At 67.3% G+C, this 18,919-nt stretch carries 2 protein-coding genes and 1 pseudogene; all 3 read left to right on the top strand.

The features are described 5' to 3' along the window. Entirely contained in the window at window positions 1-1,269 is a 1,269-nt protein-coding gene (locus P9A17_RS19385; protein WP_278040321.1) for a glycosyltransferase, read from the top strand. A gap of 319 nt (window positions 1,270-1,588) precedes the next feature. Further along, the gene (locus P9A17_RS19380) at window positions 1,589-1,816 is read left to right on the top strand and encodes an MbtH family protein (RefSeq protein WP_278040589.1); all 228 of its coding nucleotides are present in this window, start codon (window positions 1,589-1,591) and stop codon (window positions 1,814-1,816) included. 67 nt (window positions 1,817-1,883) lie between these two features. Beyond that, window positions 1,884-18,918, top strand: a pseudogene (locus tag P9A17_RS19370) (amino acid adenylation domain-containing protein); the annotation flags it as partial. Window position 18,919 lies beyond the last annotated feature (1 nt).

The following is an 18,919-nucleotide window of genomic DNA, read 5'->3' as shown; positions in this document are numbered from 1 at the left end:
ATGAAATTCGTACTGGCGACGTGGGGGAGCCGCGGCGACATCGAGCCGTCTGCCGCCGTCGGCCGCGAGCTGATCCGGCGAGGCCACGACGTGCACATCGCCGTGCCACCCGACCTGGTCGGCTTCACCGAGGCAGCGGGCATTCCGTCCGTCGGCTTCGGTCCCGATTCGGCATCCATCCTGGATGCGCACCGCGATTTCTGGACCTGCTTCTTCCGCAGTCCCTGGAAGGTGCGACGGATGGCCAAGGCGAGGGTGGAGATCGCGGGTCCCCTGCTCAAAGGCTGGCAGGACATGAGCACCACGCTGATGTCGTTGGCCGACGGCGCAGACGCGATCTTCACGGGCATCAACTTCGAAGATGCCGCCGCCAATGTCGCTGAGCACTACGACATTCCGTTGGCGACGCTGCACTATTTCCCGCTGCGGCCCAACGGCGTCGTTCTGACATCGCTGCCGGCGTCGCTGAGCCGCGCCGCGGTGCGGGCGTTCTGGTGGGTGTCGTGGCGGGTGACGAAGAAGGTCGAGGACACGCAGCGTCGCGAGCTCGGGCTGCCGGAGTCGACGGGCTCGGCGCCGCGGCGGATCACCGAACGTGGATCGTTGGAGATCCAGGCATACGACGAGGCCTGCTTTCCCGGGCTGGCGGCGGAGTGGACGCATCTGAGCCCGCAACGGCCGTTCGTCGGAACGCTCACGCTGGGGCTGGCGACCGACACCGACGCGGAGGTCTCGGAGTGGATCGACGTGGGCACACCGCCGATCTACTTCGGGTTCGGCAGCATCCCGGTGGAATCGCCCGCGGACACCATCGCGATGATCAGCTCCGCCTGCGCCCAGCTAGGCGAACGCGCGCTCATCGGTGCAGCTGGGACGAATTTCAGCAAACTTCCGCTCGATGAGCATGTCAAGGTGGTCGGCACCCTGAATTACCCGGTGATATTCCCGAAATGCCGAGCACTGGTTCATCACGGCGGATCCAGTACGACCCCCATCGGAATGCGCGCCGGCGTGCCGCAGCTGATCCTCTACTGGGACATGGTCCACGCGATCTATGGAGCCGCAGTCAAGCGTCTGAGAGTCGGAACGGCGCGGCGCTTCTCGACCGCCGACGAGGCGTCGCTCGTGGCGGATCTGCGCACCATCCTCGCGCCGCCTTACGTCGCGAGGGCCCGAGATCTCGCCACCCGGATCACCGATCCCGAAATAAGCGCTGCGTACACCGCTGAACTCCTGGAAAATTTCGCGCTCGTCCAGCGTGTCGGCTGAGGCGCAACTCCGCCCTTGCCGACCATGGCAGCTTGTTAGCTCGACGCCACCCAAAATAATCAACTGCGTCATTTTTAGGAGATCCTCCGCTACCATCGGTTGCGTAAGTACATCCAGCACAGCCCGCCGGTGACTCGGTGTACCGCTACATCTGAAAACGGCGCGTCGACACAGTCAAAGATCCGATCAACGAATAGCTGCAGGACGAGCAGCGAACGAAAAGCCAGGTGACAAGGATCACAGCAAGTGACAGAGGTCACAGCAGCCAGTAATGTCTAGCAACTATTACAGGTACGTCAATTAACTTCCTGGAGAAATGTTGAGCATCAATCCGTTCGACGACGACAAGGGCAGCTTCTTCGTCCTGGTCAACGACGAGGAGCAACACAGCCTGTGGCCGACCTTCGCCGACATTCCTGCCGGCTGGCGAGTGGTCCACGGCGAAGCGGATCGTGCCGACTGTCTCGACTACATCGAACAGAACTGGACGGACATCCGGCCGAGGACCCTGCGCGAAAGGTTGTCGGCCGGCGGGAGTCGAGCGTAAAGGTCGGTTGCGTCGAATGGAACGTCAGAAAGAACGCCAGCGAGAACAGGGCGCCCACGGATATCCGCTGACGCGCGCGCAGTTGGACATCTGGCTTGAGCAGGAGATGGGCCACTTCGGTGCGGAGTGGCAATTCGGGCTTCTGGTGCGCATTGAAGGTGCCGTCGAACGCGACGCGCTCGAATGGGCCATCAGCCGAGTCATCGGCGAAGCCGAAACCGTCAGGGTTGCCATCACGGAAGTGGACGGCCAGGTCTATCAAACGGCGGTCGAATATCCGGACGTCGAGCTGGAATTCCACGATGTGAGCGACGCGCCGGACCCCGTGGCCGAAGCCCAGGCGATGGCGTTGCAGATGCAACAGACACCGTTGGATTTCACCGGACCGCTCTTCCGTTTCGCGCTTTTCGAAACCGGGTTCGACGAGTACTGCCTGTTCGGATGTTTCCACCACATCGTCACCGACGGCGCGGGGCTCGGGTTGATCGGCAACAGAATCGCGTCGGTCTATTCGGCGATCGTCGCCGGAGAACCCGTCCCCGCAGCGTTTTTCGGCTCGCTGAAGGACTTGGTCGACTGCGAATCGGACTACGAGACCTCGGGGGACTACCACGAGGACGAGAGCTACTGGACGAGAAACCTTCCCGCGCAGAGCGCACCGACGAGCCGGTTGCCGCAGTCCATCGACCAGCACGACCCGAATCGCCTGTCGACCCCCGTACAACTGGACCCGGCGGTCATGCGCCGCGTTCAGGAGTTGGCACACGTGTGGAACATGCCGCGCGCATCGGTCATCACGGCTGCATGCGCGGTCATGCTGCGCGGCCAGTCCGCACAGGGTGGCGAGGTGGTGCTCGACTTCCCCGTCAGCAGGCGCGTCCGGCCTGAGTCGAAGACCCTGCCCGCGATGGTGGCCGGCGTGGCGCCGTTGGTGCTGACCGCCTCGGCCGGATCGACGGTCACCGCGTTCTGTGAGCATGTCGACACGCGCATCCGGGAAGCGTTGCAACATCAGAGGTTCCCGGTGCACGCCCTTGAGCGCAAGAACGGCGGCGCAGAGCAGCGCGCCGACCGAGTCGTCATCGACTTCCTCCCACATGCCTTCTCACTGGACTTCGGCGGGGTCGCGGCCACGGCGTCGATGACCAATTCCGGTTTCGTCGGTGGCTTCGGGCTCGTCTTCTCCGGCGCCGGTGACGACCTCTACCTGAGCACATTGGGTGCGGGACAGCTGTTCTCGAACTCCGATGTGCCCGGCTTGGCCAGGCGACTGGAGCGGGTGCTCATGGCGATGGCCGCGAATCCGGCGCGCCGGATGTCGTCCATCGATGTGGTCGACGCCGACGAGCTGACGCGAGTCCAGGCGTGGGGCAATCGATCTGCGCTGACGCGCACCGCCGAGACGCCGTCGTCGGGCCCGGCCGCTATTCCGGCACTGTTCGCCGAACAGGTCGCGCGCACACCCGATGCGCTGGCGGTGAGCTTCGAGGATCAGTCGCTGACGTACCGGGATCTCGACGAGGCCGCGAACCGAGTGGCCCACACGCTCGTCGACAAGGGCGTAGGCCCCGGTCAGCGGGTGGCGCTGCTGCTGCCGCGGACAGCCGAGGCGATCGTGGCGATGGTGGCAGTCACCAAGACCGGCGCGACGTACGTACCTGTCGATCCGTCTGTGCCGGAGTCGCGCCGGGAATTCGTCCTGACCGATGCCGCCCCGACCGCTGTGATCACGACCGCTGAGCTCGCGGGAAACCTTGCCGGACGCGAACTCCTGGTTCTGGATATCGCAGCCGCCGCGGACGCAGGCAGCTCCGACACTGCCATGCCGTCGGTGGGTTCCGACGAAATCGCGTACATCATCTACACCTCGGGGACCACCGGCACCCCCAAGGGTGTGGCGATCCCGCATCGCAACGTCGCCCGGCTACTGAACACGCTCGACGCCGACATGGGCCTGGCGGGTCAGGTGTGGTCGCAATGCCATTCGCTGGCCTTCGATTTCTCGGTGTGGGAGATCTGGGGTGCACTGCTCTTCGGTGGACGCGTCGTCGTGGTGCCCGACCACGTGGTCCGCTCACCGGAGGAGTTCCACGCACTGCTGGCTGCCGAGCAGGTCTCCGTGCTGAGCCAGACACCGTCGGCCTTCTACGCACTACAGGCCGCCGACATGCTCGCGCCGGAGATGGGTGAGAAGCTCGCGCTCGAAGCCGTCGTGTTCGGCGGCGAAGCGCTCGAACCGCACCGGCTCGCACCGTGGTTCGCTGCGCACCCGCAGTCCCCACGGATGATCAACATGTACGGCATCACCGAGACGACGGTGCATGCGTCGTTCCGCGAGATCGTGGCGGCCGACCTCGAATTCACCGTCAGCCCCATCGGGGTACCGCTGGACCACCTCGCCTTCTTCGTGCTCGACGACTGGCTCCAGCCGGTGCCGGCCGGAGTCGTCGGGGAGCTGTACGTGGCCGGCGCGGGCGTCGCCGAGGGTTACGTCGGGCGCGCCGGGTTGAGTGCGACGCGATTCGTGGCATGCCCGTTCGGGGCCCCGGGCGAACGCATGTACCGCACCGGCGACGTGATGGCCTGGGGCGCCGACGGTCAACTCCGCTATGTGGGGCGTGCCGACGAACAGGTCAAGATCCGCGGCTATCGCATCGAACTGGGGGAGATCCAGGCCGCGCTGGCCGGGCTCCCCGGGGTCGAGCAGGCCGAGGTGATCGCGCGCGAGGACCGTCCCGGCGACAAGCGTCTCGTGGGCTACGTGACCGGATCTGCCGACCCCGCGACCCTGCGAGCCGAACTCGCCGAGCGGCTGCCGTCCTACATGGTGCCGACGGCCATCGTGGTGATCGACGCAATCCCGTTGACCGTCAACGGAAAACTCGACACCCGCGCGCTGCCCGCACCCGAATACCAGGACGCCGAGGGCTACCAGGCACCCGCCGACGCGGTGGAAGAGATCCTGGCGGGCATCTATGCCCAGGTACTCGGTCTGAACAAGGTCGGCGTCGACGAGTCGTTCTTCGAACTCGGCGGCGACAGCATCCTGTCGATGCAGGTGGTCGCGCGGGCGCGCGCGGCAGGCGTGTTGTGCCGTCCCCGAGACGTTTTCGCCGAGCAGACGGTGGCCCGGCTGGCCCGGGTGGCGCGCGTAGCCGACGCCGATTCCGGGGCCGTCGACGATGACGGCACCGGACCGGTGCCCGCCACGCCGATCGTCGGCTGGCTGCAGCAGATGCAGGGACCGGTCGAACAGTTCAATCAGACGGTCGTCCTGCAGGCGCCGGTCGGGGTGACCGAGGCCGACGTGGTGGCATTGTTGCAAGCCCTGCTCGATCGGCACCCGATGCTGCGACTGCAGGTCAGCGACGACCGGTCGCTGATGACGGTCCCCGAACCCGGATCGGTGGATGCCGGGCACCGCGTGCACACGGTCGACGTGCTGACCGACGACGAGATCGTCGCTGCGCGAACGCGGCTCGACCCCACCGCAGGTGTAATGCTCAGCGCCGTATGGGTCGCTCCGACCGGCCAGCTGGCCGTCGTCGCGCATCATCTCGTCGTCGACGGGGTGTCGTGGCGAATCCTGTTGGAAGATCTCAACCTTGCGTGGACCCAGCGCTGCACGGGTCACCAGGTGATGCTGCCTCAATCCGGCACGTCGTTCACCCGGTGGGCGTCGATCCTGACCGATCACGCGCACCGCCCCGATGTCGTCGACCAGGCCGATGTGTGGCGGCAGATCGCGTCGACGCCCGCAGTTCTGCCCTCCGCATGCCCTGAGGCGGACACCTACGCCACCGCGGGAAACTTGTCGATGGATCTGGATGTCGAGACGACGCAGCTGTTGCTCGGGGAGGTCCCGGCGGCGTTCCACGCCGGGATCCACGAAATGCTGCTGATCGCCTTCGGGCTGGCCTGCTCCGAATTCTTCGGTTCCCCAACACTGAGCGTCGACGTCGAGGGCCACGGGCGCGACGACGAACTGTGCGACGTCGGGGACGGAGATGTCATCGACCTGTCGCGCACGGTCGGCTGGTTCACCACGAAGTATCCGGTGGCGTTGACGGTCGGCGGGCTCACCTGGACCCAGGTGATCTCCGGCGACCCGCGGCTGGGTGCGGTCATCAAAGACGCCAAAGAGCAACTGCGGACGCAGCCCGACGGTCTGAACTACGGCGCGCTGCGCTACCTGAACCACGATGTGGATCTCGACGGCGACGACCCGTCGATCGCGTTCAACTACCTTGGGCGACAAGGTGTCACGGCGGCAGATGCTGCCGACGGTGTCTGGCAGATCCGCCAGGACGGCTGGTCTGTCACCGAGGTCGCCGCCGCGATACCTCTGCCGCTGCCACACACCCTCGAACTCAACGCGGGCACCGTCGACACCGGCACCGGACCGCGTCTGCGTGCCGGATGGACGTGGGCCACCTCGGTTCTCAACCAGGCGCAGGTGAACCGGTTGGGCCAGTTGTGGTTCGACGCACTGACCGGGATCTGCACCCACGTGCAGGACGGCGGAGGCGGATTGACTCCCTCGGACATCGCAGTGGGCCTGAGCCAGCAGCAGATCGACGAGCTTCAGCGGCAATATGCGGATAGCTGATGTCCTGCCCCTGACGTCCTTGCAGCAGGGGCTGCTGTTCCTGGCCACGACCGCGGATGACGACGACGACGTCTATGCCGTTCAGCTCTACATCACGCTGAGCGGTCCGCTGGATCCCGGTCGGCTCCAGAGCGCCGTTCAGACTGTGGTGCAACGGCATCCGAACCTCGCGGCCCGGTTCTCCCAGCAGTTCGCCGAACCGGTGCAGGTCATTCCGGCCGATCCCGTCGCCCCGTGGCGGTACGTCGACCTGCGCACCGATGACGCCCACCGCGATGAGCAGATCGCGCAGGTGTGCGCCGAAGAGCGCGTCGCGGTCTGCCACCTCGCCGATCAGCCCGCCTTCCGTGCGGCGCTGATCCGCACCGGTGCCGACCAACACCAGTTGGTGCTGACCGACCATCACATCGTGCTCGACGGCTGGTCGTTGCCGCTGCTGCTGGGGGAGTTGTTCGCCAGCTACTACGGGCAACGGCTGCCACCGCCCGTGCCGTACCGGCGATTCCTCAGCTGGCTGGCCGGCCGTGACCTCGACGCTGCCCGCGCCGCGTGGGCGCAGACGCTCGCCGGTTTCGACACCCCCACCTTGGTGGGGCCGCCCGGCCAGGTGAGGCCGGGACGTCGAGAAGTCGCGTCCTACCAGATATCCGAACAGACCACCACGGAACTCGGCGAACTCGCACGGTCCAGCCACACCACAGTCAGCACCGTGCTGCATGCCGCCTGGACACAGCTGTTGATGTCGATGACCGGACATGACGACGTCGCCTTCGGCACAACGGTTTCGGGACGGCCCGCCGAGGTGTTCGGCGCAGATGCGATCGTGGGTCTGTTGATCAACACCGTGCCCGTGCGGGCGAGTATCACCTCGGCGACCACCGCGGCGGGTCTGCTCGAACAGTTGCAGGACTCCTACACGCAGACCCTCGATCACCAACATCTGGCTCTCGGCGAGATGCACCGGATCACCGGTCAGGACCATCTTTTCGACACGTTCTTCGTCTACGAGAACTATCCGATCGACGCCGCGTCGCTGTCGGGCGACGACGGATTGACGGTTTCCGATTTCTCGCATCGCGAATACAACCATTACCCGGTGGCCGTTCAAGCGGTGCCCGGCGACGAACTGCGGCTGCGCGTCGAGTACGACACCGACGTCTTCGATTCGGCGGACATCGACGGACTGATCGAACGATTCACGACCGCGCTGACGGCGATGACCGCCGACCCGAACCGCCCGCTGTCGTCGGTCGACCTCCTCGACACGGGGGAGAGGGACCGCCTCGCGCGGTGGAGCAACCGGGCAGCGCTGACACAAGCCTCGCCGGTGCCCGCCTCGATTCCGGCGTTGTTCGCCGCGCAGGTGGCCCGCGACCCGGACGCGCCGGCGCTGACATGGGGTGAGCGGTCCTGGAGCTACCGAGAGCTCGACGACGTATCGACACAGTTCGCACATCTGTTGAGCGACAACGGCATCGGTGCGGGTTTGCGGGTCGCGCTGTTGCTGCCGCGCTGCGCCGAGGCGATCGTCGCGATCCTGGCGGTCCTGAAGACCGGGGCGGCCTACGTGCCGATCGATCCGGCCGCCCCGTCGGCGCGTATGCAGCTGGTACTCGACGACGCCGCACCGACCGTCGCGATCACCACGACCGAACTGGCGGAGCGCCTGGCCGGACAGAATCTGCGTATCATCGACGCGCACAGGATCGTCGAACCGACCGCCCCGAGCGCGCACCGCACGCCACTGTTCGGGCCCGCCCCCGACGACGTCGCCTACCTGATCTACACCTCGGGAACCACCGGTGTTCCCAAGGGCGTCGCCATCACCCACGACAACGTCACGCAGCTACTCGACGCGATGAACGCCCACATGGCGATGGCCGACCAGGTGTGGTCCCAGTGGCACTCGTTGGCGTTCGACGTCTCGGTCTGCGAGATGTGGGGTGCACTCCTGTACGGCGGGCGCCTGGTCGTCGTACCCGAGTCGGTGGCACGCGCACCGGAAGACTTCCACGCCCTGCTCGCCGCCGAAGCAGTCACCGTCCTGAGCCAGACACCGTCAGGGTTCTACGCACTGCAGACCGCGGATACGCTCGCTCCCGACGTCAGCCGCCGACTGGCGCTCAACGCGGTGATCTTCGCCGGCGAAGCGCTTGAACCACAACGCATCCGGACATGGTTGGACAACCACCCCGAGAAGCCGCGGCTGTACAACCTGTACGGCACCACCGAGACGACGGTCCACGCATCGTTCCGGGAGATCCTGGCAAGCGACGCCGGCGTCGATGTCAGCCCCGTCGGCGGACCACTCGCCGACCTTGCCTTCTTCGTACTCGACCGGTGGCTGCGGCCGGTTCCCGCCGGTGTGGTCGGCGAGTTGTATGTCGCAGGGCCGCAGACAGGCCTCGGGTATTGGCGACGTCCGGGCCTGTCCTCGTCGCGGTTCGTCGCGTGTCCGTTCGCCGGCGAATCGGGTCAGCGCATGTACCGCACAGGCGATCTCGTGTGGTGGGGCATTGACGGTGAATTGCGGTACGTGGGCCGCGCCGACGAACAGGTCAAGATCCGCGGATATCGCATCGAGTTGGGCGAAGTACGGGCGATACTCGCCGATCTCGACGGGGTGGAGCAGGCGGTGGTGATCGCCCGCGAGGACCGCCCCGGAGACAAGCGACTGGTGGGCTACATCACCGGGCACGCCGACCCGGCAGCACTGCGTTCCGCGCTGGCCGAAAGACTGCCCGAATACATGGTTCCGACCGCGATTCTCGTCGTCGACGCGCTGCCTTTGACGGTGAACGGCAAGTTGGACCGGCGCGCCCTGCCTGCACCCGAATACCAGGACACCGACAGCTACCGCGCTCCCTCGACCGCGGTCGAGGAAATTCTGGCTGGCATCTATGCCCGGGTGCTCGACGTCGAGCGGGTGGGCGTGGACGACTCGTTCTTCGAACTCGGCGGCGATTCCCTGTCCGCGATGCGGCTCATCGCCGCGGTCAACACCGGTCTGGGCGCCGGGCTTTCGGTGCGGACACTGTTCGAAGCCCCGACAGTCGCGCAGCTCGCGCCGCGCATCGGAGGCGACGAGAGCGCCCTGGAGCCGCTGACGGCGATGGAACGACCCTCCGTGATTCCGCTGTCGTTCTCGCAGAACCGGCTGTGGTTCCTCGACCAATTACAGGGTCCGTCACCGACCTACAACATGCCGGTGGCGCTGCGGCTGCACGGCCAGTTGAACGTCGAGGTGCTGGGCGCCGCGCTCGCCGACGTCGTCGGCAGGCACGAAAGCCTCCGCACGCAATTCTCGGCCCCCGGCGGAATCCCGCGCCAACTCGTGGTGCCTGCCGAGGAAGCCGATTTCGGCTGGGCGATCATCGATGCCACCGGCTGGTCGGAGACGCGGCTGAACGAGGCGGTCGGCGACGTGGCGCGCCACCCGTTCGATCTCTCCTCCGAGATACCCATGCAGGCAAGACTTTTCCGCGTCAGCGACGACGACCACGTCGTCGTCGCGGTCGCTCACCACATCGCCGCAGACGGCCTGTCGGTCGGGCCGCTCGTGAAGGACCTCGGCGTGGCCTACCTGTGCAGGCTCGCCGGGATCGCGCCCATGTGGGCCGAATTGCCGGTGCAGTACGTCGACTACACGCTGTGGCAGCGGGCACAGTTCGGTGACCTCAACGACGCGGACAGTCTGATCGCCGCGCAATTGGCCTATTGGCAGCGCGCCCTGGCAGGGATGCCGGAACGCCTGCAGCTGCCGACAGACCGGCCCTACCCACCTGTCGCCGATCAGCGCGGCGCGAACACCTCCTTCTTCTGGGACACAGACCTGCAGCAGCAGATCACGCGGGTGGCCCGTGAGAACAACGCGACCGTCTTCATGCTGTTGCAGGCGGCCCTGGCCGTGGTGCTGTCCAAACTCAGCGCGAGTACCGATGTCGCGGTGGGCTTCCCGATCGGCGGGCGTCGCGATCCCGCACTCGACGACCTGGTGGGCTTCTTCGTCAACACCCTGGTGCTGCGCGTCGATCTGGACGGCGACCCCACCGTCGCCGAACTGCTGGCCCAGGTGCGGCAGCGTTCGCTGGCCGCCTATGAAAACCAGGACGTCCCCTTCGAAGTGGTGGTCGACCGACTCAGCCCCACGCGGTCGCTGACCCACCACCCCCTCGTCCAGGTGATGCTCGACTGGCGCAGCATGCCTGCAGAGGCCAGTGACCAGGTCGCCATGGCTCTGGGCGACCTTCAGGTCAACCAGCTTCAGCTCGACACCCACACCGCTCGGGTCGATCTGGCGTTCTCGATGCTCGAACGTTGGACCCGCACCGGTGAACCCGCGGGTTTCGGCGGCGTCGTAGAGTTCCGCACCGACGTCTTCGACGCCGCCAGTATCGACATGCTCATCGAGCGGCTGCGGCGCGTGGTCGAAGCCATGACCGCCGACCCGACACAGCGGCTCTCGTCGGTCGCCCTACTCGACGTCGCCGAACAGGCGCGTCTCGACGACATCGGCAACCGGGCGGTACTCACCACGCCGCAGCCCGCACCGGTGTCTGTCCCCGAGTTGCTCGCCGCCAGGGTGGCCGCGTCCCCCGACGCGGTCGCGATCAGCTTCGAAGGCAGGTCCTTGACCTACCGGGACCTCGACGACGGCGCAAATCGCCTGGCGCACAAACTGATCGAAGACGGGGTGCGTACCGGTGCGTGCGTGGCGCTGCTGCTGGACCGTTCCGCCGAGGCCGTCGTGGCGATGCTCGCGGTCCTCAAAGCCGGCGCGGCCTACCTCGCGATCGACCCGGCGCTGCCGGACTCCCGCGTCGGGTTCATGCTGGCCGACGCCGCACCCGTAGCCGTCGTCACGGCGGCGCACCTGCGGTCACGCGTCGACGTGCACGGCCTGCCGGTGATCGATATCAGCGATCCCGCAGTCGTCGCCGCGCTCGGTGCCCAGCCGGTCACAACCCCGCCCGCGCCGTCGGCCGATGACATCGCGTACCTGATCTACACATCGGGCACCACCGGCACACCCAAGGGTGTCGCCCTCACCCATCGCAACCTCGCGCACCTGGCGGACTCACCACCGAAAGGCCTTTCTGCGCAGCAGGTGTGGACTCAGTGCCATTCCTATGCTTTCGACTTCTCGGTATGGGAAATCTGGGCGGCACTCCTGGGCGGCGGGCGGCTGGTGGTCGTCCCCGATGCGGTCGTCCGCGCCCCCGACGAGTTCCACGCACTGATGGTGGGGGAAGGGGTCAACGTCCTGACGCAGACGCCGTCGGCGGTGGCCGCCCTGCGTCCCGAAGGGCTCGAGTCGGTGGCACTGCTGCTCGGCGGCGAGGCCTGCCCGCCCGAGGTGGTGGAACAGTGGGCTCCCGGCCGGGTGGTGATCAACGCCTACGGCCCCACCGAGATCACGGTGTACGCGTCGATGAGCGCACCCCTGCAGGTAGGGGCCGACGTGCCGATCGGCGCCCCGCCGCCCACCGCGGCGTTGTTCGTCCTCGACGAACGGTTGAACCCGGTGCCCGAGGGCGTGGTCGGAGAGCTGTACGTGGCCGGCCGCGGAGTCGGCGTCGGCTACATCAACCGCACTGCCATGACGGCCTCGCGCTTCGTGGCGTGCCCGTTCGGTGGATCCGGCGCCAGAATGTATCGCACAGGGGATCTGGTGCGGTGGCGCGCCGACGGCCAGCTGCAGTACGTCGGCCGCGCCGACGAGCAGGTCAAGATCCGCGGGTACCGCATCGAGCCCGGCGAGGTTCAGGCCGTGCTGGCCGGCGTGGACGGGGTCGAACACGCGGTGGTGATCGCGCGCGAAGACAGCCCTGGCGACCCACGCCTCGTCGGCTACATCACCGGCATCGCCGATCCGGTCAAGGCTCGCGCCGCGCTGTCGGAACGGCTCCCCGCCTACATGGTCCCGGCGGCGGTCCTGTCCCTGCCCGCGCTACCGTTGACGGTCAGCGGCAAGCTCGACCGGCAGGCACTGCCCGCACCCGACTACCAGGACATCGAAAACTACCGCGCGCCATCCACTCTCACCGAAGAGGTGTTGGCAGGCATCTTCGCCCAGGTGCTGGGCGTCGAGCGGGTCGGCGTCGACGACTCGTTCTTCGACCTCGGCGGCGATTCGCTGTCGGCCATGCGCCTGATCGCCGCGGTGAACGCGGGCATGGGCGCCGCGCTTGCGGTACGCACCGTGTTCGAGGCCCCGACGGTGGCGGCGCTGGCGCCCCGCATCGGCGCCGCGGAAGGCCTGCTCGAACCTCTGGTCACCCAGCAGCGGCCGGCAGTCATCCCGCTGTCGTTCGCGCAGAGCAGGCTGTGGTTCATCGACCAACTGCAAGGTCCGTCACCGACATACAACCTGGCGGTGGCGTTGCGGCTACGTGGCGCCCTGGACGCCGACATGCTGGGTGCTGCACTGTCCGACGTGGTCGGCAGGCACGAAAGCCTGCGCACGTTGTTCGCCGCGCCCGAAGGCGTCCCCCAGCAGCTCGTCGTCACACCCGAGCAGGCCGATTTCGGCTGGCAGGTCGTCGACGCCACCGGATGGCCGGCCGCCGAGTTGCAGCGCGCCATCGAGGGGATCGCACTGCAGTGCTTCGATCTGGCCTCCGAGATCCCCTTGCGGTCACAGCTTTTCCGGGTCGGCGACGACGAACACGTGTGGGTGGCCGTGGTCCACCACATCGCCGCGGACGGCTGGTCGATCGGACCACTGGTCGCCGATCTCGGAGTCGCGTACTCCAGCCGGTCGGCGGGCAGGCCCCCCGACTGGGACGACCTCGCGGTGCAGTACGTCGACTACACACTCTGGCAGAGGGCACAGTTCGGCGAACTGACCGACACCGGAAGCCGGATCGCCGCACAACTCGGCTACTGGGAGAAGGCCCTCACGGGCATGCCGGAGCGGTTGGCCTTGCCGACCGACCGCCCCTACCCGCCGGTGGCCGATCAGCGGGGCGCGACGATCCCCGTGGACTGGCCGGTCGAGTTGCAGCGCGCGGTGGCGCGGATCGCGCGCGAGCACAGCGGGACGAGTTTCATGGTGGTGCAGGCCGCCCTGGCCGTGTTGCTGTCGAAGCTGAGCGCGAGTCCCGATGTCGCGGTGGGCTTCCCGATTGCGGGGCGCCGTGATCCCGCGCTCGACGGGTTGGTCGGCTTCTTCGTCAACACCCTGGTCCTGCGGCTGGACCTCACCGGCGACCCCAGCATCGCCGACGTACTGGATCAGGTGCGTACCCGCAGCCTGGCTGCCTACGAGCACCAGGACGTGCCGTTCGAAGTGGTTGTCGACCGGCTCAATCCGACCCGCTCGCTCACGCACCACCCCCTTGTCCAGGTGATGCTGGCCTGGCAGAACCTGCCGGTAGAATCCACCGGCGACGCGTCGGCCGCAGGGTTGGCACTCGGTGACCTCGAGGTGTCGTCGTTGCCCGTCGACACGGGAGCGGCCCGGGTGGATCTGTCGTTCTCGCTGGCTGAACGCACCGGGACCACCGGCGATGCCGTCGGTATCGGCGGGTTCGTCGAGTTCCGCACCGACGTGTTCGACCCTTCCACCATCGAGGCGCTCATCGACCGGCTCCGGCGCGTGCTCGAGGCGATGACGGCGGATCCGTCGGCGCGGCTCTCGTCAGTGGACGTTCTCGACGTCACCGAACACGCCCGGCTCGACGAGTGGGGCAATCGGGCGGCCGTCGCAGAGGTCGCGGCCGCCTCCGATGCAGCGCCGGCCATCCCGGCGGCATTCGCCGCGCAGGTCGCGCACACACCCGATGCGACCGCGATGAGTTGTGGACAGCGTTGCTGGACATATCGCGAACTGGATGAGGCGTCGAACCGGTTGGCACACTTGCTGATCGCACGTGGCGTGCGGACCGGCCAGCATGTGGCGCTGCTGCTGCCGCGGACCGCCGAAGCCGTCGTCGCGATCCTCGCGATCGTCAAGACGGGTGCGGCCTACGTGCCGATCGACCCGGCGGTTCCCCCGGCGCGGATGGATTTCGTGCTCACCGACGCCGCCCCGGTCGCGGTGATCACCACCGCCACGCTGGCCGAGCGCTTGGCCGGCCGCGACATTGCGATCATCGATCGCGATGACCCCGCGATCGACGACCAGCCCGTCACCGCGTTGCCCGCACCGGCAGCCGACGAGGTCGCGTACATCATCTACACTTCCGGCACCACCGGCACTCCCAAAGGCGTGGCGATTCCTCATCGCAACGTCACGCGGCTGCTCGAAACGCTGGACGCGGATATGGGGCTGGCCCAGCAGGTCTGGACGCAGTGCCATTCGCTGGCCTTCGACTACTCGGTATGGGAGATCTGGGGCCCGCTGCTCTACGGTGGGCGCCTCGTCGTCGTACCTGACCAGGTGGTCCGTGCGCCCGAGGACTTGCACGCGATGCTCGCCACCGAACGGGTCACTGTGTTGAGCCAGACCCCGTCGGCGTTCTATGCGTTGCAGGCCGCCGACGCACTGCAGCCGGAACGCAGCCGCGAACTCACCCTGGAGGCCGTCGTCTTCGGCGGCGAAGCGCTGGAACCGCAACGCCTTTCGCCATGGTTCGAGGCACACCCGAACGCGCCCCGGCTGATCAACATGTACGGCATCACCGAGACGACGGTGCACGCGTCGTTCCGCGAGATCACCACCGGCGACGTCGCCAACGCCGTGAGCCCCATCGGCGTGCCGCTGACGCACCTCGGCTTCTTCGTACTCGACGACGCCCTGCGGCCGGTGGCACCCGGCGTGGCCGGCGAATTGTACGTCGCCGGTGCAGGATTGGCATACGGCTACGTCGGCCGGTCCGAGCTGAGCGCATCGCGGTTCGTGGCGTGCCCGTTCGGTAGTGCGGGACAGCCAGGACAAAGGATGTACCGCACCGGCGATGTGATGGCCTGGGGCCCCGACGGCGAGTTGCGGTACATGGGACGCGCCGACGAGCAGGTCAAGATCCGCGGCTACCGTATCGAACTCGGAGAGGTCCAGGCCGCGCTGGCCGGACTCGACGGGGTCACCCAGGCGGAGGTGGTCGTCCGCGAGGACCGCCCCGGCGACAAACGCCTCGTCGGCTACGTCACCGGCACCGCTGACCCGGCCCGGGCGCGCGCAGTATTGGCAGATCGTCTGCCCGAGTACATGATTCCTGCTGCCGTCGTCGCGATCGAGGCGATGCCGCTGACCGTCAACGGCAAGCTCGACAAGCGGGCTCTGCCTGCGCCCGAGTACCAGGACGTGGACTCGTATCGAGCGCCCGCAAACGCCGTGGAAGAAATCCTGGCCGACATCTACGCCCAGGTGCTCGGGCTCGGACGCGTCGGGGTCGACGAGTCGTTCTTCGAACTCGGCGGCGACAGCATCCTGTCCATGCAGGTGGTCGCGCGTGCCCGGACCGCGGGAGTGCTGTGCCGCCCCCGGGACGTCTTCGTCGAGCAGACCGTGTCCCGGCTCGCCCGGGTCGCCAGGACAGCGACCGATGCGGACAACGACGGCGACGACGGCGTCGGCCCCCTGGCGGCGACCCCGATCATCCGCTGGCTGCACGACGTACAGGGACCGGTGGACAAGTTCAACCAGACGGTGGTGGTGCAGGCACCCGTCGGTGCGACGGAAGCCGACGTCATCGTGGTGTTGCAGGCCGTCCTCGATCGTCACGCCGCCTTGCGGATGCGGGTAGGCGACGGCGACGACGGCTGGGCGATCGACGTACCGGAATCCGGCACGGTGGATGCGCGCACCCGCCTGCATACTGTCGACGAGCTGACGGATGATGTTGTTGCGAAGACCCTTTCACGGCTGGATCCCGCGGCCGGGCAGATGGTCAGCGCGCTGTGGGTGCCGGTCGCGAGCCAGCTGGTGGTGATTGCACACCACCTGGTGGTCGACGGGGTGTCGTGGCGAATTCTGTTGGAGGATTTCAACCTCGCGTGGGCCCAGCACCGGGGTGGACAACCTGTCGAACTGCCTGCGCCGGGGACGTCGTTCGGCCGGTGGGCATCGGTACTGGCCGGGCACGCCTACGCCCCTGAGGTGGTGGCCGTTGCCGACGCCTGGCGCCAGATCGCGCAGGTACCCGCACCGCTTCCTCCCGTGCAGCCGGAGATCGACACCTACGCCGATGCCGGGGCCTTGTCGGTGGAACTCGACGTCGAGACGACCCGCCTGCTGCTCGGTGAAGTGCCCGCCGCCTTCCATGCCGGAATCAACGACATCCTGCTGATCGCATTCGGGTTGGCGTGTGCGGAGTTCTTCGGACGGCTCGGCGCAGACAACGTGGCCCCGATCGTCATCGACGCGGAAGGGCACGGCCGCCAGGAGGAGATCGGCGAGACGATCGACTTGTCGCGCACCGTCGGCTGGTTCACCACCAAGTACCCGGTGTCGCTGAGTATCGGCAACGGTCTGACGTGGGCCCAGGTGCTGGCCGGCGATGCGGACCTCGGCGCCGGCGTCAAGGACGCCAAGGAGCAGTTGCGCGCCATGCCGGACGGGCTGACTTTCGGCCTGCTGCGCTACCTCAACGCCGACGTCGATCTCGACTACGCCGATCCCGCAATCGGATTCAACTATCTGGGGCGGCTCGGCGCCGGGTCCAGCGAGGTGTCGGGCGACATCTGGGAGATCCGGCAGGACGGCTGGTCGATGACGGGCGCCGCCGCCGCGATTTCGATGCCACTGATGCACACCCTGGACCTCAACGCGGGCACCGTGGACACCGACGCGGGGCCGCGGTTGCGTGCCGGCTGGTCGTGGGCGTTGTCCGCGCTCGATCACGCACAGGTCAGTCGATTGAGCGAGTTGTGGTTCGATGCGCTGACCGGAATCTGCGTGCATGTTCGCGGCGGCGGTGGCGGCTTGACACCATCGGACATCGCGCCGGCACGGCTCACGCAGCACCAGATCGACGACCTGTGCCGGAGGGCTTCGGTCGCCGACATCCTGCCGTTGACCCCGCTCGCGCAGGGTCTGCTGTTCCATTCCGTTGTCGCCCACGACCGCGGGGACGACGTGTACGCGGTGCAACTCGACGTCACGCTGAGCGGCCGCCTCGACCGGCACCGGTTGCGCGAGGCCGTACTTCAGGCGGTTGCGCGCCACCCCAACCTGGTTGCGCGCTTCTGCGGGCGCTACGACGAACCGGTCCAGATCATCCCGGGCGATCCCGATGTGCCTTGGGAATACCTCGATCTCAGCGGACCGGACCACGATGTCGAGGCCGAGGCGGCGCAGCTGTGCGCCGCGGAACGTGCGGCGGTCTGCGACCTGGCGAACCAGCCGGGATTCCGGGCAGCCCTGATCCGTATTGCGCCCGATCAGCACCGGTTCGTCCTGACCAACCACCACATTGTGCTCGACGGTTGGTCGCTGCCGGTACTGCTCGGCGAGGTCTTCGCCGGCTATTACGGGCAATGGCTGCCCGCCGCCGTGCCCTACCGCAGGTTCATCGACTGGCTGGGCGAGCGTGACCTCGACGCTGCGCGCCACACGTGGCGGGAGATGCTGTCGGGCTTCGACACCCCGACGTTGGTCGGCACGGCAGATTCGCTGCAGCCCGTGGCACGCAAGGTCATTTCGCGCCGACTGTCTGAGCAGACGACGTGGGCGGTGGGGGAGTTGGCGCGTGCGCACCAGACCACCGTCAGCGTCGTCCTGCAGGCCGCCTGGGCGCAGCTGTTGTGCGGTATGACAGGTTCGCGCGATGTCGCCTTCGGCGCCGTCGTCTCGGGCCGTCCCGACGAGGTGGTCGGCGCCGATTCCATGGTCGGTCTGTTCATCAACACCGTTCCCGTCCGGGCGACGATGTCGGGGACGACGACCACCGCGGACCTGCTCGGCCAGCTGCACAACAGCCGTAACCGCACGCTCGACCATGAACACCTGGCGCTCAGCGAAATTCACCGTCTCACCGGTCAGCCGCGACTGTTCGACACCGTGTTCGTCTACGAGAACTATCCGACCGACGCGGCCAAGTTGTCGGGCGTCGACGGGCTGGCGATCACCGAACTCACCAACCGCGACTTCTACCACTACCCGTTGACGATCCAAGCTGTCCCCGGAAGCGAACTGGACCTTCGCGTCCAGTATCGCTCGGATGTGTTCGACGAGGACGGCGTCGACGCCCTCGTCGAGCAGTTCAAGCGGGCACTGGTGGCGATGATCACCGATCCCACCCAGCCTCTGCTGTCGGCAGAGCAACCGGTCCCGCGCCAGATCACCACGCAGGCAACCGAACACGATGGCCCGCACCGCCCGCCGGAGACGTCGGTCCAGAAGATCCTGGCGGCGATCTTCGCGCAGGAACTCGACGTGGACCGGGTCGGGGTCGACCGGTCCTTCTTCGACCTCGGCGGGGACTCGCTGTCGGCGATGCGCGCGATCGCGGCCATCAATACCGCGCTCGGTATCCACCTGTCGGTCACCGCGTTGGTCGACGCACCGACCGTCGAACTTCTCAGTGGTCGGGTGGCTGCGGGAACCTAAG

Source organism: Mycobacterium sp. 236(2023) (assembly GCF_029623955.1).
Taxonomy (GTDB): Bacteria; Actinomycetota; Actinomycetes; order Mycobacteriales; family Mycobacteriaceae; genus Mycobacterium.
Note: the sequence above shows the minus strand (reverse complement) of the source record. Positions and strands in the feature narration are given on the sequence as shown.